Genomic DNA, 22320 nt, shown 5'->3' with positions numbered 1-22320 from the left:
TAGAGCGCAAGGGACGAAATTGCCAGCACGTTCAAAGCTTCGCCCCAATTTGGTGACAGGAAATCCACTCCCCGCGCGGGCTACGGGAAAGGTGCGCGACGCCTTTCGTCCGGCATCGCCCGAAAATGAGACAAGGCGCCCGGCGGCTCGAATGTCGCAAGCCGCCCCATCGTCAGGATCGTCATGTACCGCTCGCTTCTTCTCTCGACCGCCCTCCTCCTGCCCGTTACCGAGGCTGCAGCCGTGGAGCAGCCGCTCTCGGTCAGGCGTCCGCAGATCCTGGTGATCTCCTTCGACGGGGCGGGCAGCAACGAGCTCTGGGAGAAAAGCCGGACGATGGCGAAGAAGGTCGACGCCCGCTTCACCTATTTCCTCTCCTGCACCAACCTCATCCCGCGCGAGGCGAAGAAGGATTATGTGGCACCCGGCCAGAAGCCCGGCCGCTCGAATGTCGGCTTCGCACCAAACAAGGAAGACGCGGCCGCCCGCCTCGATCACATCTGGCAGGCGCATCTGGAAGGACACGAGATCGCAAGCCACGCGTGCGGCCATTTCGACGGCAAGGACTGGACGCGCGCCGACTGGCTGAAAGAATTTTCGACCTTCGACGCCGTGCTCAAGGGCGCATGGCAGGCAAACGGCGTCGGCGACCGGGAGCCGAAGGAGTGGCAGGATTTCGTCGAGAACGGCATCACCGGCTTTCGCGCCCCCTATCTCTCGGCGACCAAGGCGCTCACCGAAGCCGAGCGAGCCGCGGGCTTCGTCTATGACGCGAGTGGTGTGGCCAATGGGCCGCAGTGGCCGGAAAGCGACGGCGGGCTCATTCGCTTCGCCCTGCCACTGATCCCCGAGGGGCCGCGAGACCGGCAGATCCTCGGCATGGACTACAACCTCTTCGTCCGCCATTCGGCCGGCCTCGACAATCCGTCGAAATCGATCGAATACGAGGAACGCGCCTACGCCGCCTTCAAGAGCGCCTTCGACGCGCAATATGACGGTAAGCGCATTCCCCTGCAGTTCGGCTTCCATTTCGTAGAGATGAACGGCGGCGCCTACTGGCGGGCGCTCGAACGACTGGTGAACGACGTCTGCGGCCGCTCAGACGTCGCCTGCGTGAGCTACACGGAGGCGATGCACGTCATCGAAACGGGCCAGCGCCGCGCGGCGCCGGCCTCCAATTAGGACCATCGCCCGGCGGGCTCCGCCGGGCGAATGTCGGCTTACTGCGAAGCAGGCAGCTGGTTGGTATCGCGCATATACTCCTGATCGATCTCCGGCAGCGGCTCGTCGTCGATCGTCGCCTCGAAGGCGCGAAGGCGCTTGTAGATCGAGAGAAGCTCGACGATCGTCGTCCACGAATTGACGAGATACTGGAACGAGCCCCTGACCTGATCGAAGACATTGTTGATCTGCGTCATCAATCCGAGCGTCAGCTTTCCGGCGACGATCGACGGCACCAGCACGATAAGGCTGAAGAGATTGTCGGCCTGAAGATAGAAGATGCGGGCGACGTTGAAATACATGTAATGGAAATACAGGCGGAAATAATTGCGGCGCACCTCGTCGTAAAGTTCCGCCACCGTCATCGGCCGGGCACGCGACGGATCATCCTCGCCGTAAACCAGCTCCTTGCGGTAGGCGGCTTCGACGCGCTGGTTGCGGAACTCCAGTCCCGGGAGCTTAATGCCGACGGCCGCGAGAAAAACGGTTCCGAAAACCGACCAGAAGATCGCCGCCCATACGAGCGCATGAGGGATGTTACCGATCAGCGGCAGTTCGGTGATGTTCGCGCCGAGGGTAAACAGAACCGGCAGGAACGCGATCAGCGTCATCACCGAACTGACGAGGCTGACCCCGAGAAGCTCGACGGTCGACGAGAAGCGCATCGTGTCTTCCTGGATACGCTGGGAAGCCCCCTCGATGACCCGAAGTTTCGGCCAATAGGCCATGTAGTATTCGTTCATCGCGGTGCGCCAGCGAAAGATCCAGTGGCTGACGAAAAACCGGCTCAGCACGCCGATGGTGATCGCGATAAAGGCAATTCCCGCAAAGCCGAGCATGCCCATGTAGAGCTCGCCGGCGGTGACTGAACCGGCCTGCGACAAGGCCTTCTGGATCATGTCATAGAACGGACCGTACCAGGCATTGATGGCGACGCTCACCTGCACGCTGAAATAGGTCGTGAAGATGATGAGCGCGCTGCCGAGCACCGACCAGCGCTGCCAGCGATGCGGGCTGACGATGAACCAGACGGCACTGAAAGCCGCAACGACCACCGTATAATAGATATAGAACCACAGGAACGGCGTCGACCAGAACAGCGAGGCGCCGATCGGCGGCTGCTGGCCTGCGGCGAGCGGCGGAAGCCCGATCAAAGCGCCGAGATCGCTGCCGCCCGCATACCACACGAGGATCGCAGCAAGCGACCAGAGCGCAGCCGAGAGAAAGAACAGTCTGGGCTTCGGGAAGAATGATTTGAACACGGGCGGGTACTTTCCTGGCAGGTGCTGTCGGCTTCGTCGGACGTTTCGATTGTCGCGAAACTAGGGCAGAACGATGGTGCCAGCAATGCTGTCGGGGGTTTGTTACCGCATTGTAACCTGCTGTTCGCAGCCCTTTGGGAGGCCGCCCCGCCGCGTCCTCAACCGATGCGTTTCCACACAGGCACGGCCATTACCGCCGCGAGAAGAAGCGCCGAGGCGCCGAGGATACTCGCCACCGTGAAGCCGCCGGTCACCTCAGCGACCCAGCCGGCGACCAGGGGGCCGACGATCTGCCCGATGCCGAAGGCCGCGGTCATGGACGCAAGCGCGCGCCGCGGGCTCTCCGGCGCGAGCGACCGACCGAGACGCAGACCGTAGGCGGTAATCATCATGAAGGTGGCGCCGAGCAGCACGCCGCCGCCAAGCGGTGCCGCAATCCCCGGCAGTGAGACGGAAGCCAGCACGCCGGCCGCCTCGACCAGCAACCCCGTCAGGTAGAGCCCCGCAAGTCCGAGGCGGGCAAGCAGCGGCCGCCACGCAGCAATCGACACGGCTGCGGCGATGCCGGTCAGGAACCAGGTAAGGAATTCGACGGCGGCACCCGCCTCGCTCATCCGCGCCATCGTGACGATGAAGGTCGCCGTAATCACGTAGCCGAAGCCGAAGAGACCGTAGGACAGCGTGAGGAGCGTGAGCGGCAGCCGCCAGGCAAGCGGCGCCTCCTTCGCCGGTCCGGCCGTGCGGGGTGCCGGCGGGAGCAGCATCCAGACGACGGCAAAGAGCACGAGCGTCACCGCCGCTCCCGTCAGCCATTCCGTGCGCCACGCCGAAGGATCGTGCCGGCTCCATGCCGCCGTCAGGAAGACCATCAGCGAGGAGAGCGCAATTCCCGCTCCCACGCCACCGAAATGGGCAGACTGCACGCCTTCGCTCCTTCTCACAGCGGCGAGCGTCAGCACGATCGACGAAGTGAAGATCATCGCGAAGGCACTGGCGACCCCGGCAACGAAGCGGATGACCACGAAAAGTGCGACACTGCTGGTCACGCCCATGGCAGCCAGCGCAACCGAGCTCACGAAAAGGGCGATGAGCGCGATCAGCCGTTCGCGGCCCGCGGCCCAGCCGAAGGCGGCGAGGATCGCTCCGGCGAGGTAGCCTGAGAAGTTGCCGGCGGCAACCAAGCCGGCAGCGGTCGAAGAGAGCGGTACGTCGGCGATCATGCCGGGCAGGATCGGCGTGAAGACGAAGCGGCCGAAGCCCATGGCCGATGCCATGGCCGCCGCTCCGGCGACGGCGGTCGAAAGGAGGCTCGGATCAAGGCGGTGCCCGTCGGTCATGCCGCCTTATCGCATCGCAAAACGCCGCCCACAAACCACAAATACTGATCAGAGGGTCAACCGAACGCGATGAATTCCTCCGGTAGGCTCACCCATCGCAGACGAACCCGGCTTGCTCCCTCGGCAAAAATCGGTAGTGAGAAGCGACAATCCGAAGGAGCACCCCATGAGCGACCTCACCCTGAGCCAGGCCATCGACAACATCTACGCCTCGCTCAACAACGACAACGAGGAGATCGATCTCCACATCGCGGCGCTGAAGGCGGTCATGGCCCGCGAAGGCGTCAGGGAAGCGGTGTTCGAGACGGCGAAGCTCGCCCAGTCCAATCGCCAGGGACGCAAGATCATGCAGTCCTACTTCAAGAAGCGCGGCGTCTCCGTCGCGTTCTCGGCCTGAGACGGAACAGCCGCCGGTGATCCGCCTTCACGGCGCCCGTCCTCAGTCGGCGAGCGTCAGGATCAGCGGTCCGTTGCGGGTGACGACCAGCGTGTGCTCGAACTGAACGGTCGGGGCCTTCGGCTCACTGTAGAGCGTCCAGGCATCGTCGCCGTCCTCCGCCCAGTGCCCACCAAGCGACAGGAAGGGTTCGACGGTGAAGACCAGCCCCTCCTCCATGATCCGCGTTTCGTCCGGATCGGGCCAGGTCGCGACTTCTTTCGGCTCCTCGTGCAGCGAACGGCCGACGCCGTGGCTCGCGAGGTTGGTGATCAGCGTGTAGCGGTTCTTCTTCGCGAAATTGCCGATCGCATTGCCGATGCTGGCGAGTGGCTGACCGGTGCGGATCTGGTTGAGGCCGATCCAGAGCGCCCGCTTGCCGTCCCGGCAGAGCCGCTCGTTCTTGGCCGTGACCGGGGGCACGGTGAAGGAGGCGCCGGTATCGCCGAAGAAGCCGTTCTTTTCCGCCGACACGTCGATGTTGACGAGATCGCCGGCCCCGATGATCCGGTCGCCGGGGATACCGTGGGCGATCTCTTCGTTGACGCTGATGCAGGTAGCACCGGGAAACTGATAGCAGAGTTCGGGCGCCGAGCGGGCGCCGGCGTGCTCGAGGATCTTGCGGCCGATCATGTCGAGTTCGCGGGTGGTGATCCCCGGCTCCAGCGCCGCGCCCATGGCTTTCAGCGCGATTGCGCAGAGGCGGCCGATCTCCTTCAGGCCGTTGAGTTCGTCTTCGCTGGAAACAATCATTGTGCTCTTTCACGCGCAAGCAGACCGGGCTGCGGCCGGTTGCGGCTGTTTCGGGCTGCTTACGCGCCCGTTTCCGCGGGCGTCAACGCTTTTCTGACCAGCGGAGCGACTTTTGTGCCGAAGAGCTCGATGCCGCGCATCACCTCCCGGTGCGGCATGAGGCCGATCGCCATCTGCAGCAGGAAGCGGTCATTACCGAAGATCCGGTGATGGGCGACGATCTTCTCGGCAACCGTCTCCGGGTCGCCGACGAAGAGCGCGCCGTCCGGTCCGCGGGACTGGTCGAAATGCTGCCGGCTGGTCGGCCCCCAGCCGCGTTCGCAGCCGATGCGGTTCATCACCGCGGCCTGCGGTTCGTAGAAGACGTCGGCGGCCTTCTCCGTCGTATCGGCGATGAAACCATGGACGTTGATGCTGGTCTTCAGCGTCGCCGGATCGCGGTTCGCGCGCCGCGCGCTCTCACGGTAGAGGTCGAAGAGCGGCGCAAAGCGGCGCGGCTGGCCGCCGATGATCGCGAGCGCCAGCGGCAGGCCGAGCACGCCGGCACGGGCGACCGACTGCGGCGTACCGCCGACCGCAATCCAGAGCGGCAACGGTTGTTGCAGCGGCCGCGGATAAACGCCGCGACCGGGGATCGCGGCCCGCGTCTCGCCGGCCCAGTTGACTACCTCCTCTTCACGGAGCGTCATCAGGAGGTCGAGCTTCTCGGCGAAGAGCTTGTCGTAATCGTCGAGATCGTAGCCGAAAAGCGGGAAGGACTCGATGAAGGAGCCGCGACCCGCCATGATCTCGGCGCGACCGTTCGACAGGAGATCGACGGTCGCAAACTGCTGGAACACCCGGACGGGATCGTCCGAACTCAGGACCGACACCGCACTGGTGAGCCTGATCCGCTTCGTCCTCACGGCCGCGGCCGCGAGGATCGTCGCCGGAGAGGAAACGGCATAGTCGGCCCGGTGATGCTCGCCGATGCCGAAGACATCGAGCCCGACCTCGTCGGCAAGCGCGATCTCTTCCATGAGATTCGCGAGCCGGAGGGCGCCCTCGGCTCCCTTGTCTACCGCATTCGGATCGACGTCGGCGAAGGTATAGAGGCCGAGTTCCATGGATCTGTCCTTTGTAACCGGTGAACCGTGTGACAGATAGCAGCCGGCGCACCCGAAACAAGGGATGGGCCCGGCGACACAGTGTTCGCCGGATCGATCGCCCTTAGAAGTCGCTCAGTGTGCGCCGCACGGCGTTGCGCCAGCCCTTGAGCTTCGTCGCGCGGGTCTTCTCGTCCATGGCCGGTTCGAAGCGGCGGTCACGCGCCCAGGCCCTGGAGAATTCCTCCATGCCCGGCCAGACGCCGGCGCGGCTGCCGGCAAGGAAGGCCGCACCGAGCGCGGTGGTCTCGGTGATCGCCGGCCGGTCGACCGGGGAATCGAGGAGGTCGGCGAGCCGCTGCATCGTCCAGTCGGAGGCGACCATGCCGCCGTCGACGCGCAGCACGGTTTCGTCACCGCCGTTACGCCAGTCCTTGTGCATGGCGTCGAGCAGATCGCGCGTCTGGTAGCAGACGGCTTCGAGCGCCGCGCGGGCAAATTCGGCGGGTCCGGTATTGCGGGTCATGCCGAAGACGGCGCCGCGCGCTTCCGGGTCCCACCATGGGGCACCGAGGCCGGTGAAGGCCGGCACCAGATAGACCTGCTGGCCCGGATCGGCGAGTTCGGCGAGCGTGCCGGTTTCGCGGGCGTCGCCGATGACCTTCAGCCCGTCGCGCAGCCACTGCACCGCCGCGCCGGCAATGAAGATCGAGCCTTCGAGCGCATAGGTCGTCTTGCCGTCGATCCGGTAGGCGATCGTCGTTAGCAGCCGGCTCTTCGAGCGGACCATGTCGCTTCCGGTGTTCAGGAGTGCGAAGCAGCCGGTGCCGTAGGTCGACTTCATCATGCCCGGCGCAAAACAGGCCTGCCCGATCGTCGCCGCCTGCTGGTCGCCGGCAACCCCGAGGATCGGAACGGCCGCACCGAAGACGGCGGGATCGGTCGTGCCGAAATCGGCCGCGCAATCCTTCACCTCGGGCAGCATCGCGGCGGGAATGCGCAGGATTTCGAGAAGCTCGGAATCCCATTCGTTTGTCGCGATGTTGAACATCAGCGTCCGCGAGGCATTCGTGGCGTCGGTCACGTGGGCGCGACCGCCGGTGAGCCGCCAGATCAGATAGGTATCGATCGTACCGAAGCAGAGTTCGCCCTTCGCTGCCCTCGCCCGCGCGCCCTTGACGTTGGAAAGCAGCCAGGAAAGCTTGGTGCCGGAGAAATAAGGATCGAGCAGCAGCCCGGTCTTCCGGACGAAGAGCTTTTCGAGATCCTGGCGCTTCAGCTTCTCGCAATAGCTCGCGGTGCGGCGGTCCTGCCAGACGATGGCGTTCTGCAGCGGCCGGCCGGTTTCGCGGTCCCAGACGACGACCGTCTCGCGCTGGTTGGTGATGCCGATCGCGGCGATCTGGTGCGGCTCGACCCGGGCGCGACCGAAGGCGTCGTGGATCGAGGCGACGACGCTCTGCCAGATGTCTTCCGGATCATGCTCAACCCAGCCGGATTTCGGAAAGTGTTGAGGAAATTCCTTCTGGCCGATGCCGACGATCCGCATGTCGCCGTCGAAAACGATCGCCCGGCTCGATGTCGTCCCCTGGTCGATCGCAAGCACAAATCCGCCCATACGCTTCCTCCCCGATACGCGCAGTTTCTTCTCCGGGCGAAAGTTCAATACGACTGCCGAATGCTTGTCAAAAAGAAAGCGCAGAGATCCGGTCACCCCTTCCGCGGCATCGGCAAAAGACGAGTGCGCCTCTCAACAACGCAATTGCCTCCGTCGCCCGTTTGCGCATAACCTCGCTGAACTGCTGCGGCGCAACAGAACGCACGCTGCTCCAGAAAGAAGTTCTCGGGAGAAACTGAAATGGCCAGAACCGTCGTCGTCACCGGCTCCACCAGCGGCATCGGGCTTGCGATCGCCCGCGGCTTCGCCGCCGAAGGCGACAATCTCGTCATCAACGGGTTTGGTGATGTCGCGGAAATCGAGGCGATCCGCAAGAGCCTGGAAGAGAAAGGCGGCCGCGCGATCTATCACGGTGCCGACATGACGAAACCGGAGGAAATCGCCGACCTGATGGCGACGGCCGCCGCCGAGTTCGGCATGGTCGACGTCCTCGTCAACAATGCCGGCATCCAGCACGTCGCGGCCATCGAGGAGTTCCCGGTCGAAAAATGGGACCAGATCATCGCGATCAACCTGTCGAGCGCCTTCCACACCATGCGCGCGGCGATCCCGGCGATGAAGGAAAAGCGCCACGGCCGCATCATCAATGTCGCATCCGCCCACGGGCTGATCGCCTCGCCTTTCAAAGCGGCTTACGTCGCCGCAAAGCACGGGATCATGGGGCTCACCAAGACGGCGGCGCTGGAACTTGCCGAATCCGGCGTGACGGTGAACGCCATCTGCCCCGGCTACGTGCTGACCCCGCTCGTCGAAAAGCAGATCCCCGACACCGCAAAGGCCCGCGGGATCAGCGAGGCGCAGGTGAAGTCCGACGTCATGCTGAAATTCCAGCCGACCAAGGAATTCGTCGCCGTCGAGGAAGTCGCCGCCGTCGCCCTGTTCCTTGCAAGCGATGCCGCCCGTCAGATCACCGGCACGCACATCTCCATTGATGGCGGCTGGACGGCGCAGTAACCTTGACGGTTCAGACAGCGGAAAGGCACTGCATGACCGACTGCATTCGCTTCATCCTCAACGGGAAGGACGTCGCACTGAGGGACGTCGATCCGACGGCCACGCTTCTCGACTTCCTGCGCCTCGATCGCCGCCTGACCGGCACCAAGGAAGGCTGCGCGGAAGGCGACTGCGGCGCCTGCACCGTTCTCGTCGGGCGCCTGCGGGACGGCGGGCTGCACTACGAGACGGTGAACGCCTGCATCCGCTTCATAGGCTCCCTGCACGCCACCCACGTGGTGACGGTCGAACACCTCGCAGCCCGCGACGGCATGTTGCACCCGGTCCAGCAGGCGATGGTCGATTGCCACGGCTCGCAATGCGGCTTTTGTACGCCGGGTTTCGTGATGTCGCTCTACGGCCTCTGGCTTTCCAATGAAAACCCCTCGCGCGCCGAGATCGAGAAGGCGTTGCAGGGCAATCTCTGTCGCTGCACCGGCTACGAGCCGATCGTCAAGGCGGCGGAGCTCGTCTCCCGGACACGGCCGAGCGCCCTCTTCGATCCACTCGAACGGGATCGGACGGCAATCAGCGCCAAGCTCTGGGAACTGAAGACCGGGGAAACCATCGCTACGGGCAAGGACGGCCGCCGGCTGATCGTGCCGGGGACGGTCGCGGCACTCGCCGAGGTCCTCGCCGCCGAACCGACCGCGACCGTCGTCGCCGGCGCAACCGATGTCGGGCTCTGGGTGACCAAGCAGATGCGCGAGCTCGACCCGGCCGTCTTCATCAATCACCTGGACGAACTGCAGCGAATAGAGACGAGTGTCGACGGCATCACGATCGGCGCAGGTGTGACCTACGAGCAGGCCTCCGCCACGCTCGGTGCGGAAATCCCTGCCCTCGGCCGGCTGATCGACCGCATCGGAGGGCAGCAGGTCCGCAATGTCGGCACGATCGGCGGCAATATCGCCAACGGTTCGCCGATCGGCGACATGCCGCCGGCACTGATCGCGCTCGGGGCGACCGTGACCTTGCGCTCGGCAGACGGGCGGCGCGTCCTGCCGCTCGAGGAGTTCTTCATCGCCTACGGCAAGCAGGACCGTCGCCCCGGCGAATTCGTCGAGAGCCTCTTCGTGCCGCGGCCGCGCGCCAGGCAGCACTTTGCCGTCTACAAGGTCAGCAAGCGCCGCGACGAGGATATTTCCGCACTCTGCGGCGCCTTTCTGCTCATCCGCGGCGACGGCAATACGGTGGAAGATGTCCGCATCGCCTTCGGCGGCATGGCGGCAACCCCGAAGCGTGCCGCGGCCGTCGAGGCGGCGCTTCGCGGCAAGCCGTGGGCGGAGGCGACGATCACCGCCGCCCGCCCCGCCTTCGACGAAGATTATAAGCCGCTCACGGACTGGCGGGCGAGCGCCGAATACCGCCAGTTGACCGCAAAGAACCTGCTGACGCGCTTTTTCCTCGAAGCCTCGGGAACACCACAGGAACTGAAACGATTTGCGGAGGAGGAGGCGTGATGGTCGAGCGTCGCTCCACCTCCCCCTTGAGGGGGAGGTCGCCGCAAAGCGGCGGGTGGGGGTGATCCCTTCCGCCACTTCCGACAAACCAGCCAGCGAGGCTGGAACAATGCTCACCCCACCCCGGAGCTATGCTTCGACCCTCCCCCTCAAGGGGAGGGTAAAACTGGGAGGCCTTTCCCATGCATAAGCCGACCTACGAGACCTACAAATACATCAACGGCCCGATGCATCAGGCACTGCGTCATGATTCAGCACACAAGCATGTCGCCGGAAGTGCCGAATATATCGACGATATTCCCGAACCCGCCGGCCTATTGCACGGCGCACTCGGTCTTTCCGACCGCGCCCATGCCGAAATTCTTTCGGTCGACCTCTCGGCGGTGAAGGCCTATCCCGGCGTGGTCTGCGTACTGACCGGCGCCGACGTGCCGGGTGTCAACGACATCTCCTCCGGCGGCCACCATGACGAGCCGCTGCTGGCGACCGAAGAGGTCCAGTTCCACGGCCAGCCGGTCTTCGCGGTGATCGCGACGACGCGCGACGCCGCCCGCCGTGCCGCCCGGCTTGCGCGCATCGAATATCGCGAGCTGCCGCACTGGACCGACATCGACGGCGCGATCGACAACGGCGCGCCACTCGTGACCGCCGGCATGATGCTCGAACGCGGCACGCCGGAGGCCGAACTCGACAATGCCGAAGACCGACTGATCGGCGAGATGCGCATCGGCGGTCAGGAACATTTCTATCTCGAAGGCCATGTCGCGCTCGCCATTCCCGGCGAGGACGACGAGGTGCAGGTCTGGTCCTCCACCCAGCATCCCTCGGAAATCCAGCACGTGGTCGGCCATGTGCTCGCCATTCCGTCCAATGCAGTCACCGTCCATGTCCGCCGCATGGGCGGCGGTTTCGGCGGCAAGGAGACCCAGGGCAACCTCTTCACGGCGCTCGCCGCACTTGCGGCCAAGAAGCTCGGCCGTGCCGTCAAGTTCCGTCCCGACCGCGACGAGGACATGACCATGACCGGCAAGCGGCACGACTTCCGCATGGATTTCGACGTCGCCTTCAACGGGGACGGACGGATCCATGCCCTCGTCGCCAATTTCGCCGCGCGCTGTGGCTATTCGGCCGACCTTTCCGGCCCGGTCACCGACCGCGCGCTCTTCCATGCCGACTCGAGCTACTTCTATCCCCATGTGAGGCTGACCTCGCAACCCTTGAAAACGCATAGTGTTTCCAACACGGCCTTCCGTGGCTTCGGCGGCCCGCAGGGCATGCTCGGCGGCGAGCGGATCATCGAGGAGATCGCCTATGCACTGGGCAAGGACCCGCTCGAGGTCCGCAAGGCGAATTTCTACGGCGCCCCCGGTTCGGGCCGTGACGTCACGCCCTACCACCAGAAGGTGGAGGACAACATCATCGCCCGCATCGTCGATGAACTCGAACAGAACTGCGACTATCAGGCCCGCCGCAAGGCGATCATCGACTTCAATGCGGAAAGCCCGGTCATCCGCAAGGGTATCGCGCTGACGCCGGTGAAGTTCGGCATTTCCTTCACCCTGACAGCCTTCAACCAGGCCGGCGCGCTGGTCCATGTCTATCAGGACGGCTCGATCCACCTGAACCACGGCGGCACCGAGATGGGCCAGGGGCTCTATACCAAGGTGGCGCAGGTACTCGCCGATGCCTTCCAGGTCGACATCGACCGCATCAAGATCACCGCGACGACCACGGGCAAGGTGCCGAACACCTCGGCGACGGCCGCCTCCTCCGGCTCAGATCTCAACGGCATGGCGGCCTATGACGCGGCCCGGCAGATCAAGGAGCGGCTCGTCGCCTTCGCGGCCGAGTACTATCAGGTGCAGGCGGACGACGTCGTTTTCCTGCCGAACCGGGTGCGGGTCGGCGATCAGGAGATCCCCTTCCCCGACTTCGTGAGACAAGCCTATTTCGCCCGCGTCCAGCTTTCGGCCGCCGGGTTCTACAAGACGCCGAAGATCCATTGGGACCGGGCGGCCGGGCGCGGGACGCCGTTCTATTATTTCGCCTATGGCGCAGCCTGCTCGGAAGTATCGATCGACACGCTGACCGGCGAATACGTGATCGAGCGCACCGACATCCTGCATGACGTCGGCAAATCGCTCAATCCGGCAATCGACATCGGCCAGATCGAGGGCGGCTTCGTCCAGGGCATGGGCTGGCTGACGACGGAGGAGCTCTGGTGGGACGACAAGGGTAGGCTCCGCACCCACGCGCCCTCCACCTACAAGATCCCCCTCGCCTCCGACCGGCCGAAAATCTTCAACACCCGGCTTGCCGAATGGTCGGAGAATGTCGAACCGACCATCGGCCGCTCCAAGGCTGTCGGTGAACCGCCCCTGATGCTGGCGATCTCGGTGCTCGAAGCGCTGTCGATGGCGGTCGCCAGCGTCGCGGATTACAAGGTCTGCCCACGCCTCGACGCCCCGGCGACCCCCGAGCGGGTGCTGATGGCGGTCGAGCGGCTGAAGCGAGTTTAATGTCGACGATTCTGCCCCTCACCCTACCCCTTTCCCCGCTTGCGGGAGAGGGAATGCACGCGTCGCGCCTGCTGAACGAGGTTGTCACGCCCGAAGTGGCTTCCCTTCTCCCCGCAAGCGGGGAGAAGGTGCCGGCAGGCGGATGAGGGGCAGAGCCTCATGATCTCCCTTCCCGACGTCCTCGCCAACCACCCCGATCTGATCCTCGTGGAGGTCCGCGAGGCGAAAGGATCGACCCCACGCGAGGCCGGGGCCTACATGCTGGTCGCGCCCGCGGCGTCGTGGGGCACGATCGGCGGCGGTCAGATGGAACTCCTGGCGATTGAAAAGGCTCGCGCCATGCTCTCCGAAGGCGAGACCGAAGACGCATTCGACCTGCCGCTCGGACCGGAGATCGGCCAATGCTGCGGCGGTCGCGTCGTGATCGACCTGACACGGATCGGCGAGGAGGAACGCCTGGAGCTTCTGGCCCGCGAGGAGAAGGCGCGGAAAGAGCTGCCGCAAGTCTTCGTCTTCGGCGCCGGCCATGTCGGTCTGGCGCTGGCCGCGGCCCTCGCGCCGCTGCCGGTCGCGACCACCGTCGTGGAGACCCGCTCCGACACTATTGAAAACCTGCCCCACGGCATTGCGGGACGGCTCGCCGCCCTTCCGGAAGCCGTGGTCGGCGAGATCGCCCCGGGTGGTGCCGCGGTCATCCTCACCCACGACCACGCCCTCGATTTCCTCATCGCCCGCGAGGCGCTCGCGCGTGAGGATCTCGCCTATGTCGGGATGATCGGTTCGGCGACCAAGCGAGCGACGTTCGAGAGCGTCATGCGGCGCGAGGGTTTCGCTTCGGAACGGTCCGCCCGGCTGGTCCTGCCGATCGGCGGCGACACGATCAGGGACAAGCGACCGCCGGTCATCGCCGCCATGGTGGCCGCGGAACTGATGGCCGCCCTTCTCGGGAAGCGCACCCTCTCACGTCAGACACTGCGCGGCGGATGATGCAGCAAGGCTGTCTGCAGCTCGCTTGCGCCGCAGGTCGCTCCCCGAGGTCGACGACCATCGTGCAAGCCGATATCCCGCAAGAACGAGTCCGGCATCGAGCCGACATCAAACCTCTTGGTGCGTGGCCGAAACAGGCGCCGCAGGAAACCGAGGCCGAAAAAACGAAACCTGCGTCCGGCGTCGGTTGAACCTCCAGCCCTATTTTCCGGATCGAGAAGCATTTTTTTCGCCCTTCCATTCGTTGGACACGGCCGTAGAATGCGCCGCTACACGGTCGCAATCCAATCGAATGATCGTCTGCATGGATCAGGAGAACTTATGCATGAAGATGGCGAGACAGTTTCCGCTGAACGCATTGCGCGTTTTCGAGGCGGTTGCGCGCCACATGAGTTTCACCCGCGCCGGCGAGGAACTCGGCATGACCCAGACGGCGGTCAGCTACCAGATCAAACTGCTCGAGGAGAACATCGGCGAGCCGCTCTTCCTGCGCCGCCCGCGACAGATCACGCTGACAGAGACGGGTGCAAGGCTCGCGCCCAAGGTCGGTGATGCGTTCCGCGCCCTGCATGAGGCCGTCGCCGGCGTACGCAAATCGAGCGAGGAGATGCTCAACATCCATTGCACGGCGACCTTCGCCGCACGGTGGCTCGCGCGCCATCTCGGCTCGTTCCAGCTCGAAAACCCGACGATCGCGGTGCGGCTCGAAACCTCCCACACGCTGGTCGACTTTACCCGGACCGAGACCGATCTCGCCATCCGCTGGGGCAAGGGCGAGTGGCCGGGCTTGCGGCGTCACTTCCTCATGCGTGGCCATTTCACCCCGATGCTGAGCCCGGCGCTCGCGGAAAACATCGGCGGCATAACGAAGCCGGAGGATTTGCTGAAGCTCAGGATCATCGATCCCTTCGACCCGTGGTGGAAGACCTGGTTTGCCGCCGCGGGGCTGGCCGACGTCGACCTGGCCGAGAGACAGAGCAGCAAGCTCGGCGCACAGGCATTCGAGGCCGCCGCCGCGATCGCCGGACACGGTGTCGCGATCCTCACGCCGGAATTCTACGCCGACGACGTCGCGCTCGGACGGTTGATGCAGCCCTTCGACATCCTGGGTGACGACGGCGGGCATTACTGGCTGGTATACCCGGAAGCGCGCCGCAACTCGCCGAAGATCCGCGCCTTTCGTGAATTCCTCCGCAAGACGGTGCCGACCTTCGAGCTCGAAGGTCAGTAACCCATGTCGGGCGCATAGAAGCAGCGTAGGGTATCTTCGTCGGGAAACAGGCAGAGATGGTATTCCTCGTCCTGCGAGCGCCGGGCGTTGCTCTGGGGCAAGGTAAAGTCGTGGCGCCGGGTCACCAGCCGGTGGTCGCCCGGCCCGACGGTTATCTCGTAGCCGTTCCGCGTTACCCTCACGCTCCTTGACGGAATGGTCTGGCAATCCCCGCTTACGTGACTGCCGTTGCAGCAGAAGGCGTCGTAGGACCAGCCGGTCGCAGCGTCGTGGGCATAGGCCGGCGGCGCCAGGACAATCATAAGCCACGCCAGGAGACTGCGCATGCCTCACGCTCCTTCCCCCGCCCGCCTGGATGCGGAACCCGAGGCCACCACGGCGCAAGCAGGCCGGTGCAGCTTTGTTCCTGGCCGATGTAACGGAACGAGCGCAGGTAAGTTCCCGTGGAACGAGACGGCGGACCGGGTTCACCCCTTCCCTCGCCTCACGTTTTTCTGCAATCTGCCGACTCGGGAGGCTGGTTCTCCACGAGGGGTTGTCGATGTATGAATTCGCCATTGCCTGGGAATGGTTGTCGTTTGCGGCGCGCTGGTTGCACGTGGTCACGGCCATCGCCTGGATCGGATCGTCCTTCTATTTCATCGCGCTCGACCTCGGGCTGGTGAAGCGTCCGCACCTGCCGGTCGGCGCCTATGGCGAGGAATGGCAGGTCCACGGCGGCGGCTTCTACCACATCCAGAAATATCTGGTCGCGCCGGCCACGATGCCGGAGCACCTGACCTGGTTCAAATGGGAGTCCTACGCCACCTGGCTCTCCGGCTTCGCGATGCTCTGCATCGTCTATTACGGTGGTGCGGATCTCTTCCTGATCGATCGCCACGTGCTCGACCTCACCCAGTGGCAGGCGATCGGCCTTTCCGTCGCCTCGCTCGCCGTCGGCTGGATCATCTACGACCTGCTCTGCAAGTCGCCGCTCGGCAAGAACATCTGGTTGCTGATGGGCGTGCTTTATGTCGCCCTGGTCGCCATGGCGTGGGGCTATACGCAGGTATTCACCGGCCGCGCCGCCTTTTTGCATCTCGGCGCCTTCACAGCGACGATCATGTCCGCCAACGTCTTCCTGGTCATTATCCCGAACCAGAAGATCGTCGTCGCGGACCTGATCGCCGGACGCACGCCCGACCCGAAATACGGCGTCATCGCCAAGCAGCGTTCGCTGCATAACAACTACCTGACGCTGCCCGTCATCTTCTTCATGCTGTCGAACCACTATCCGCTGGCCTTCGCCACGGCCTATAACTGGGTGATCGCAGCGCTGGTCTTCCTCATGGGCGTCACGATCCGGCACTGGTTCAATACCGTGCATGCACGAAAGGGCCGGCCGATCTGGACTTGGATGCTGACGACGGTGATCTTCATCGTGATCATGTGGCTGTCGACGGTCCAGAAGCCTCCGGCAGACGGCGAGGAAAGCTCGGTTGCGCCCGCTTACCGGCTGTTTGCCGAAAACGCGCATTTCTCCGCCGCCCGCGACGTCGTACAGTCGCGCTGCTCCATGTGCCATGCCGAGCAACCCGTCTGGGAAGGGATCCCGCGACCACCGAAGGGCGTTAAGCTGGAGACGGACGCCGACATCGCAGCCCACGCGCGGGAAATCTACTTGCAGGCGGGGCGCACCCATGCCATGCCGCCCGGCAACATAACCGAGGTGAGCGGCGAGGAACGTGCGCTGCTCGTCGCGTGGTTCGAGAGCGCCGTGGAGGAAAACAGGACCCGATGAACGACAGGACGATTATCCGCGGCCGGCTTCTCACCTTCCTCCGCAAGCCGGAATCGGCGAGCGACGAAGGATGTTATCGTTACGAGAGCGACGGCGCGCTGATCGTCGAGGACGGACGGATCGTCGCCTGTGGGGCCTACGCGGACGTAAAGGACAAGGCGCCGGAAGGAACGCGCGAGATCGACCACCGGCCGCACCTCCTCATGCCCGGTTTCGTCGACACCCACCTGCACTTCCCGCAGATGCAGGTGATCGGCTCCTATGCCGGCGGTCTGCTCGAATGGCTGAACACCTATACCTTCCCGGAGGAGCGCCGGTTCGCCGACGGGGCGCATGCCGAACGGATCGCGACCGAATTCTTCGACGAGTTGCTGCGCAACGGCACGACGACCGCCGTCGCCTACTGCACGGTGCACAAGACCTCCGCCGATGCCTACTTCGCCGAAAGCCTCAAGCGCGGCATGCTGATGCTCGGCGGCAAGGTGATGATGGACCGCAATGCGCCGGAAGGCCTTCTCGACACGCCGGAACAGGCTTACGAGGAAACAAAGGCGGTCATCGCCGCCTGGCACGGGCGCGGCCGTAATCACGTCGCGATCACGCCGCGCTTCGCCATCACCTCGACGCCGGAACAGATGGAGGTCGCCTGCGCCCTCGCCGGCGAATTCCCGGATCTGCATATCCAGACCCATCTCTCCGAAAACCACGACGAGATCCGCTATACCTGCGAGCTCTTCCCCGAGGCGAAGGACTATACCGACATCTACGCCCGCTACGGCCTGCTCGGGCCGAAGAGCCTGTTCGGGCACGCGATCCATCTATCGGAACGCGAGGCGGACGCCATGAGCGAAACCCGCTCGGTCGCCGTGCACTGCCCGACCTCCAACCTCTTTCTCGGCTCCGGCCTCTTTCCCTGGCGGACATACGAGCGGCGTGGCAAGCCGCTCAGGATCGCGGTCGCAACCGATGTCGGCGGCGGGACGAGCTATTCCATGCTCGCAACCATGGCCGAGGCCTACAAGGTTCAGCAGTTGCTGGGCGAGCGCCTCAATCCGCTCGAAAGCTTCTATCATATGACGCTCGGCAATGCGGAAGCCCTGTCGCTCTCCGACCGGATCGGCACGCTGGAGCCCGGCACGGACGCCGACTTCATCATCCTCGATGCCGCGGCCACGCCGGTGATGAAGCTCAGGATGGAAACGGTGAGCACGGTCACGGAAGAACTGTTCCTGCTGCAGACGCTCGGGGACGATCGCTCCGTCGTCGAGACCTATGTGGCTGGCAGACCAGTGAAACAGTCCCTGTCGCCGGCCTGAACCACCCTCTGGAGATCGACCATGGCGCTGCTGATGCTCAACCTCTTCACCGGGACCGTGATGATCTCCCTGAACGTGGTCATCCACAGTTTCGGGCTGATCTGGGTGACACATGCCATGGGCTGGATTACCGACCGATGGAGGCTCGGCGGCCATCGCAGCCATATGATCGCCATGAACAGCGTCGTCATCGGAGTCTTTGCGGTGCTCACCTGTGAGGTCTGGCTCTGGGCGCTCTGCTACCAACTGTTGGGGATCATGGCGGACTTCCCGACAGCTCTCTATTTTTCGACGATTACCTTTGCGACCGTCGGCTACGGCGACATCGTCGCCCATTCGGACTGGCGCATGCTCACAGCTCTGGAAGGGGTGTGCGGCTTCCTGCTGATCGGTTGGTCGACGGCCTACCTCGTCGCCGCCGGCATCCGCGTCGGACCGTTCCGTTCGGGCGAACATTTCTGAGCGGTCGCGCCGTCAGCGCCCGTTTTCCCGCTACCGGATAAAGCCGGTGGCGAGCGCGCTTGCCCAGTCCGGCCGGCCGTTTTTCACCGCAAGCGCCGCCATCGCCATGTTGTCGTAGGGCACCTGCCGGAACGTAACCGCCCAGGCGTCGCCGCGCTTCTCACAGACGGCGTAGCAGGCATGCACGTTGCGGGCTTCCACCTTGTGCGGATAGGGCCGATCGTCGGTATAGGCCGGGCAGCCGACGCTGCCGGGATTGACGACCAGACGGCCGTCCGAGAGGCGCACGGTGCGGGGTAGATGCGTGTGACCGCAGAGAATGAGAGACTGCGGTACTCCATCGGCCCACGCCTCGATCTCCGCAATCGGACGCGGCACGACGTGCCCGCCGGACGTCACCGTCTCCAGCCAGTAGGTGCTGTCGTCCTTCGGAGTCGCATGGCAGAGATAGACCTCGTCCCGCCAGACCATGTCGAAGGGCAAGCGCCCGAGCCGCTCCCGGCTGCGGGCGTCGAGCTGCCGGAAAGCATCGGCGTCCGACGGCCCCATGGCCTCGACGGCCTGTTCGACGAGATATCGATCGTGGTTGCCGCGTACCGTCGGAAGATCGAGTCCGAGCAGGATCTCCGCCGTCTTCCTCGCGTCCAGAGGTCCGGAAAAGCAGTCGCCGAGATTGACGATCGCCTCGATGTCGAGCCGGCGGATATCCTCCAGCACCGCCTCGAGAGCGAGATGATTGCCGTGGATGTCTGCGATTGCCGCGAAGATCATCGCTCAGCTGCCGCGGTAGGTCGAGTATCCGTAGGGCGAAAGGAGGAGCGGCACATGATAGTGCGCCCGAGGATCGCAGATGCCGAAGCGGATCGGGATCACGTCGAGAAAGGGCGGAACCGTCAGCGGCGCGCCCTGGCCGTGCAGGTAGTCGCCGGCATGGAAGAGCAGCTCGTACTGGCCGACCTTGAAATCCTCGCCGGACAGGATCGCACCGCCGTCGATGCGTCCGTCGGCATTGGTGAAGACGGTGCGGATGATCTCCGCCTCCTCCCCGTTCATGCGAAGCAACTGGATCTTCATGCCCTCGGCAGGCTTTCCAAGCGCGGTATCGAGAACATGGGTGGTGAGACCGGTCATAAATGCGGCTCCAGTATCGTGAACGAGGAATCGAAAAAGTACTCTTCCAGATTGTTGCCGGGCCCGTCCCGGTCGACAACCAGAAAATCGCTCACGGCTCCCACCGCCAGCAGCGGATGATGCCAGACATTGCGTCGGTAATTGACGCCCTGGTCCGGCCGCGCGAGGAAGACCTGCGGACGCCCCGGCCTGCCATCCTCGTCCGGCGAAACGGCGACGAGAAAGGGCCGTCGGGAAAGGGGCGAAAAGCTCTGGCTGCCGAGCGGATGGCGCTCCATCATGCCAATTTCGTAGGGAAAGGCACGCGGCTGCCCGCGGAAGATGTTGACGATCACGCGCGCACCCTCGCCCGCGACGTCCGGCGAAAACAGCGCGTGGAAACGTTCGGTCGTGCCTCCGTTGATGAGACGCATGGTCGAGGGATCGGCCTCGATGACCTCGCCGAAGGGGAAAAGGCTTCTGCCGTGAGAGGCTGGACCGGGAGGATTTCCCTCAAATTATCTATTCTCCCTGCACGTGCCGGCTTCGCAGTTCGTCGATCTGCGCAATCAGATTCGGCAGCTCGCGCTGAAGGGTATCCCAGACAAGAGGCATTTCCAGCTCGTAATAGTCGTGCGCGATCAAATTTCGCATTCCCTTGATTCTCGCCCAAGGGATCTCAGGGTGCTCCTCGGTGAAATCGGGAAACCGTGCGGAAATGCGAGAGGCCGCCTCACCAACCAACACGAATGCCATGGTGACGGCCATCTGTGTACGGACATCCTCTTGAAATCGTTCGAGATCAAGATCGCTCACGAAGCCAAGCGCTTGCCGGGCCGCGTCCTGCATCCGATGGAGGTATTCACGCAGACGTTCGACATCGCTCATACGTCCGTCGCCTCAAGAAGCACGCGCTGCCGGATGCGGTGCGGCAGCCCGCCCGGCGTGACGATGTCCACCCTGCAGCGAAGCAGGGTCTGAAGTTCTTCCAGAAGCCCTCCGAGATCAAAGAGCGTCGTCCCCGGCAGTGGATCGACCAGAATATCCAGGTCGCTGTCCGGTCCGTCCTCGCCGCGAACAACCGAGCCGAAGACGCGGGGATTCGCCGCGTTGAAGCGCTTCGTCGCTTCGCGGATCGCCTGCCTGTTCTTTTCCAAAGCTTCCGAGGGGCGCATCTCTGTGTCTCCTTTCGCCAATATAGCGGAGACCTGCGCAAACGAAAACAGCGCCGGCTTTCACCGGCGCTGTCGCGATGGCAGATCGATCGTCAGCGATCAGGCGGCGACAGAAGCCGCCAGCGGGACTTCCGAGATCGTCTTCAGAACCTGCGAGGCGATCGCATAGGGGTCGCCCTGGGAGTTCGGACGGCGGTCTTCGAGATAGCCGCGGTAGCCGTTGTTGGCGAAGGAATGCGGAACGCGGATCGAGGCGCCGCGGTCGGCAATGCCGTAGGAGAACTTGTTCCACGGAGCCGTCTCGTGCTTGCCGGTCAGGCGCATATGGTTGTCCGGACCGTAGACGTCGATGTGCTCCTTCCAGTTCTTCGCGAAGGCAGCCATGAGGGCTTCGAAGTATTCCTTGCCGCCCACTTCGCGCATGTACTTGGTCGAGAAGTTGCAGTGCATGCCCGAACCGTTCCAGTCGGTGTCACCGAGCGGCTTGCAGTGGAATTCGACGTCGATGCCGTACTTTTCGCAAAGACGCAGAAGCAGGTAGCGCGCCATCCAGATCTGGTCGGCGGCCTTCTTGGAGCCCTTGCCGAAGACCTGGAATTCCCACTGGCCCTTGGCCACTTCGGCGTTGATGCCTTCATGGTTGATGCCGGCTTCGAGGCAGAGGTCGAGGTGCTCCTCGACGATCTCGCGAGCGATCGCACCGACGTTCTTGTAACCGACGCCGGTGTAATACGGGCCCTGCGGCGCCGGGAAACCCTGTTCCGGGAAGCCGAGCGGACGACCGTTTTCGTAGAAGAAGTATTCCTGTTCGAAGCCGAACCATGCGTCGTCGTCATCGAGGATGGTGGCGCGGGTGTTGGAGGCGTGCGGCGTGACGCCATCCGGCATCATGACTTCGCACATGACGAGAACGCCGTTCGTGCGGGCCGGGTCCGGATAGACGGCGACGGGCTTCAGCACGCAGTCGGAGCTGTGGCCTTCGGCCTGCATCGTCGAAGAGCCGTCGAAGCCCCAGAGCGGGAGCTGTTCGAGGGTCGGGAAGTTGTCGAATTCCTTGACCTGCGTCTTGCCGCGGAGGTTCGCTACCGGCTTGTAACCGTCGAGCCAGATATACTCGAGTTTGTACTTGGTCATCCTTGGTCTCTCTTCAGTGGGCACTCATCTGACGCGCGACAAAGGCCGAACCTCCGGGCGACGCCATTCCGCATGCAATGAAGCAGGAACCGTGCCAATTGCGATCGGGCACACCGGAGGCAGTACGATTTGTCACAGGCGCGGGGCCGCAGACCGGTCCGAAATGTGAAGATTCCTTAACATTTTCCGCCCGACACATGGACTGTGACCTGCCTCACTTTTGACCGCCGACAGAAGGGCGTCATGATGAATTCATGCTCAGCATCGTTATTGGTGCAAAATTGCCCAAATTTTATGCAACAAGCACATTTGATGTGCATTCGCTTTCAAAAACTGCTAGAAACAAATCGTCGGGCTCGGGCGTTCCCGGTGCATGAC

21 protein-coding genes and 1 pseudogene are annotated in these 22320 nt (G+C 63.9%); 10 read left to right on the top strand and 12 right to left on the bottom strand.

The window, feature by feature from the left end; all coding sequences use genetic code 11:
* Nucleotides 1-183: 183 nt before the first annotated feature.
* Nucleotides 184-1182 carry a polysaccharide deacetylase family protein gene (locus tag H4I97_RS04100; RefSeq protein ID WP_182306659.1) on the top strand — a complete coding sequence of 333 codons (999 nt, stop codon included), beginning with the start codon at nt 184-186 and terminating at the stop codon, nt 1180-1182.
* A gap of 38 nt (nt 1183-1220) precedes the next feature.
* Here H4I97_RS04100 and bacA read toward each other — a convergent pair whose 3' ends face one another.
* The gene (bacA, locus tag H4I97_RS04095; protein WP_182306658.1) at nt 1221-2483 is read right to left on the bottom strand and encodes a bacteroid development protein BacA; all 1263 of its coding nucleotides are present in this window, start codon (nt 2481-2483) and stop codon (nt 1221-1223) included.
* 158 nt (nt 2484-2641) lie between these two features.
* Nucleotides 2642-3820: a YbfB/YjiJ family MFS transporter gene (locus H4I97_RS04090; RefSeq protein ID WP_182306657.1), complete on the bottom strand. Its 1179-nt coding sequence runs from the start codon at nt 3818-3820 to the stop codon at nt 2642-2644.
* A gap of 166 nt (nt 3821-3986) precedes the next feature.
* On the opposite strand from H4I97_RS04090, the gene H4I97_RS04085 reads away from it, so the two are divergent.
* Nucleotides 3987-4217 (top strand): hypothetical protein, encoded by a 231-nt coding sequence (locus H4I97_RS04085; protein ID WP_182306656.1) that lies wholly within the window; start codon nt 3987-3989, stop codon nt 4215-4217.
* A 42-nt stretch (nt 4218-4259) separates the two neighbouring features.
* Here the strand turns inward: H4I97_RS04085 and map are convergent, their stop codons facing one another.
* The 3 genes from map to glpK all read right to left on the bottom strand — a co-directional run bounded on the left by map (nt 4260) and on the right by glpK (nt 7712).
* Nucleotides 4260-5009, bottom strand: coding sequence for a type I methionyl aminopeptidase (gene map / locus H4I97_RS04080; protein ID WP_182306655.1), 750 nt, complete (start codon nt 5007-5009; stop codon nt 4260-4262).
* A gap of 59 nt (nt 5010-5068) precedes the next feature.
* Nucleotides 5069-6115: an LLM class flavin-dependent oxidoreductase gene (locus tag H4I97_RS04075; protein WP_182306654.1), complete on the bottom strand. Its 1047-nt coding sequence runs from the start codon at nt 6113-6115 to the stop codon at nt 5069-5071.
* Nucleotides 6116-6218: 103 nt separating this feature from the next.
* Nucleotides 6219-7712, bottom strand: a complete 1494-nt coding sequence (glpK, locus tag H4I97_RS04070; RefSeq protein WP_182306653.1) for a glycerol kinase GlpK — start codon at nt 7710-7712, stop codon at nt 6219-6221.
* 240 nt (nt 7713-7952) lie between these two features.
* On the opposite strand from glpK, the gene H4I97_RS04065 reads away from it, so the two are divergent.
* The 5 genes from H4I97_RS04065 (at nt 7953) to H4I97_RS04045 (ending at nt 14965) form a co-directional block, all read left to right on the top strand.
* Nucleotides 7953-8726, top strand: a complete 774-nt coding sequence (locus tag H4I97_RS04065; RefSeq protein ID WP_182306652.1) for a 3-hydroxybutyrate dehydrogenase — start codon at nt 7953-7955, stop codon at nt 8724-8726.
* Nucleotides 8727-8758: 32 nt separating this feature from the next.
* The gene (gene xdhA, locus H4I97_RS04060; RefSeq protein WP_182306651.1) at nt 8759-10228 is read left to right on the top strand and encodes a xanthine dehydrogenase small subunit; all 1470 of its coding nucleotides are present in this window, start codon (nt 8759-8761) and stop codon (nt 10226-10228) included.
* A gap of 182 nt (nt 10229-10410) precedes the next feature.
* Nucleotides 10411-12747 (top strand): xanthine dehydrogenase molybdopterin binding subunit, encoded by a 2337-nt coding sequence (gene xdhB / locus H4I97_RS04055; protein WP_182306650.1) that lies wholly within the window; start codon nt 10411-10413, stop codon nt 12745-12747.
* A 159-nt stretch (nt 12748-12906) separates the two neighbouring features.
* Entirely contained in the window at nt 12907-13734 is an 828-nt protein-coding gene (xdhC, locus tag H4I97_RS04050; protein WP_182306649.1) for a xanthine dehydrogenase accessory protein XdhC, read from the top strand.
* A gap of 325 nt (nt 13735-14059) precedes the next feature.
* Nucleotides 14060-14965, top strand: coding sequence for a LysR substrate-binding domain-containing protein (locus H4I97_RS04045; protein ID WP_244658712.1), 906 nt, complete (start codon nt 14060-14062; stop codon nt 14963-14965).
* Here H4I97_RS04045 and H4I97_RS04040 read toward each other — a convergent pair.
* A complete protein-coding gene (locus tag H4I97_RS04040; RefSeq protein ID WP_182306647.1) occupies nt 14959-15291 on the bottom strand; it encodes a hypothetical protein in 333 nt (110 codons plus the stop codon). The genes H4I97_RS04045 and H4I97_RS04040 overlap by 7 nt on opposite strands.
* Nucleotides 15292-15506: 215 nt before the next feature.
* Here H4I97_RS04040 and puuD point away from each other — a divergent pair, with 215 nt between their 5' ends.
* The 3 genes from puuD to H4I97_RS04025 are packed head-to-tail and all read left to right on the top strand — an operon-like array spanning nt 15507 to nt 18523.
* Nucleotides 15507-16745 carry a urate hydroxylase PuuD gene (puuD, locus tag H4I97_RS04035; protein WP_182306646.1) on the top strand — a complete coding sequence of 413 codons (1239 nt, stop codon included), beginning with the start codon at nt 15507-15509 and terminating at the stop codon, nt 16743-16745.
* On the top strand, nt 16742-18061 hold the full coding sequence (gene guaD / locus H4I97_RS04030; RefSeq protein ID WP_182306645.1) for a guanine deaminase: 1320 nt from the start codon (nt 16742-16744) through the stop codon (nt 18059-18061). Before puuD ends, guaD begins: the two co-directional genes overlap by 4 nt.
* Nucleotides 18062-18082: 21 nt before the next feature.
* Entirely contained in the window at nt 18083-18523 is a 441-nt protein-coding gene (locus H4I97_RS04025; RefSeq protein ID WP_182306644.1) for a potassium channel family protein, read from the top strand.
* Between the two features lie 30 nt (nt 18524-18553).
* Here H4I97_RS04025 and H4I97_RS04020 read toward each other — a convergent pair whose 3' ends face one another.
* From H4I97_RS04020 to H4I97_RS03995, 6 genes and pseudogenes are all read right to left on the bottom strand, one after another.
* Nucleotides 18554-19294, bottom strand: a complete 741-nt coding sequence (locus H4I97_RS04020; protein WP_182306643.1) for a metallophosphoesterase family protein — start codon at nt 19292-19294, stop codon at nt 18554-18556.
* 3 nt (nt 19295-19297) lie between these two features.
* Nucleotides 19298-19654 carry a hydroxyisourate hydrolase gene (gene uraH, locus H4I97_RS04015; RefSeq protein WP_182306642.1) on the bottom strand — a complete coding sequence of 119 codons (357 nt, stop codon included), beginning with the start codon at nt 19652-19654 and terminating at the stop codon, nt 19298-19300.
* Nucleotides 19651-20150 (bottom strand): annotated as a pseudogene (locus H4I97_RS04010) (ureidoglycolate lyase). Before H4I97_RS04010 ends, uraH begins: the two are co-directional and overlap by 4 nt.
* Before the next feature lie 5 nt (nt 20151-20155).
* Nucleotides 20156-20521: a HepT-like ribonuclease domain-containing protein gene (locus tag H4I97_RS04005; RefSeq protein ID WP_182306641.1), complete on the bottom strand. Its 366-nt coding sequence runs from the start codon at nt 20519-20521 to the stop codon at nt 20156-20158.
* The gene (locus H4I97_RS04000; RefSeq protein ID WP_182306640.1) at nt 20518-20808 is read right to left on the bottom strand and encodes a nucleotidyltransferase family protein; all 291 of its coding nucleotides are present in this window, start codon (nt 20806-20808) and stop codon (nt 20518-20520) included. Before H4I97_RS04000 ends, H4I97_RS04005 begins: the two co-directional genes overlap by 4 nt.
* Before the next feature lie 99 nt (nt 20809-20907).
* Entirely contained in the window at nt 20908-21942 is a 1035-nt protein-coding gene (locus tag H4I97_RS03995) for a glutamine synthetase beta-grasp domain-containing protein (protein ID WP_182306639.1), read from the bottom strand.
* Between the last annotated feature and the right edge of the window lie 378 nt (nt 21943-22320).

Source organism: Ciceribacter thiooxidans (genome assembly GCF_014126615.1).
GTDB classification, from domain to species: Bacteria; Pseudomonadota; Alphaproteobacteria; order Rhizobiales; family Rhizobiaceae; genus Allorhizobium; species Allorhizobium thiooxidans.
This window is presented reverse-complemented; position numbering and strand designations above follow the sequence as displayed.

Bases quoted from the DNA above. Each gene is read 5' to 3' on its own strand.
- H4I97_RS04100 (WP_182306659.1), top strand. From the start codon at position 184: ATGTACCGCTCGCTTCTTCTCTCGACCGCCCTCCTCCTGCCCGTTACC.
- H4I97_RS04090 (WP_182306657.1), bottom strand. From the start codon at position 3,820: ATGACCGACGGGCACCGCCTTGATCCGAGCCTCCTTTCGACCGCCGTC.
- H4I97_RS04085 (WP_182306656.1), top strand. From the start codon at position 3,987: ATGAGCGACCTCACCCTGAGCCAGGCCATCGACAACATCTACGCCTCG.
- map (WP_182306655.1), bottom strand. From the start codon at position 5,009: ATGATTGTTTCCAGCGAAGACGAACTCAACGGCCTGAAGGAGATCGGC.
- H4I97_RS04075 (WP_182306654.1), bottom strand. From the start codon at position 6,115: ATGGAACTCGGCCTCTATACCTTCGCCGACGTCGATCCGAATGCGGTA.
- glpK (WP_182306653.1), bottom strand. From the start codon at position 7,712: ATGGGCGGATTTGTGCTTGCGATCGACCAGGGGACGACATCGAGCCGG.
- H4I97_RS04065 (WP_182306652.1), top strand. From the start codon at position 7,953: ATGGCCAGAACCGTCGTCGTCACCGGCTCCACCAGCGGCATCGGGCTT.
- xdhA (WP_182306651.1), top strand. From the start codon at position 8,759: ATGACCGACTGCATTCGCTTCATCCTCAACGGGAAGGACGTCGCACTG.
- xdhB (WP_182306650.1), top strand. From the start codon at position 10,411: ATGCATAAGCCGACCTACGAGACCTACAAATACATCAACGGCCCGATG.
- xdhC (WP_182306649.1), top strand. From the start codon at position 12,907: ATGATCTCCCTTCCCGACGTCCTCGCCAACCACCCCGATCTGATCCTC.
- H4I97_RS04045 (WP_244658712.1), top strand. From the start codon at position 14,060: ATGAAGATGGCGAGACAGTTTCCGCTGAACGCATTGCGCGTTTTCGAG.
- H4I97_RS04040 (WP_182306647.1), bottom strand. From the start codon at position 15,291: ATGCGCAGTCTCCTGGCGTGGCTTATGATTGTCCTGGCGCCGCCGGCC.
- puuD (WP_182306646.1), top strand. From the start codon at position 15,507: ATGTATGAATTCGCCATTGCCTGGGAATGGTTGTCGTTTGCGGCGCGC.
- guaD (WP_182306645.1), top strand. From the start codon at position 16,742: ATGAACGACAGGACGATTATCCGCGGCCGGCTTCTCACCTTCCTCCGC.
- H4I97_RS04025 (WP_182306644.1), top strand. From the start codon at position 18,083: ATGGCGCTGCTGATGCTCAACCTCTTCACCGGGACCGTGATGATCTCC.
- H4I97_RS04020 (WP_182306643.1), bottom strand. From the start codon at position 19,294: ATGATCTTCGCGGCAATCGCAGACATCCACGGCAATCATCTCGCTCTC.
- uraH (WP_182306642.1), bottom strand. From the start codon at position 19,654: ATGACCGGTCTCACCACCCATGTTCTCGATACCGCGCTTGGAAAGCCT.
- H4I97_RS04005 (WP_182306641.1), bottom strand. From the start codon at position 20,521: ATGAGCGATGTCGAACGTCTGCGTGAATACCTCCATCGGATGCAGGAC.
- H4I97_RS04000 (WP_182306640.1), bottom strand. From the start codon at position 20,808: ATGCGCCCCTCGGAAGCTTTGGAAAAGAACAGGCAGGCGATCCGCGAA.
- H4I97_RS03995 (WP_182306639.1), bottom strand. From the start codon at position 21,942: ATGACCAAGTACAAACTCGAGTATATCTGGCTCGACGGTTACAAGCCG.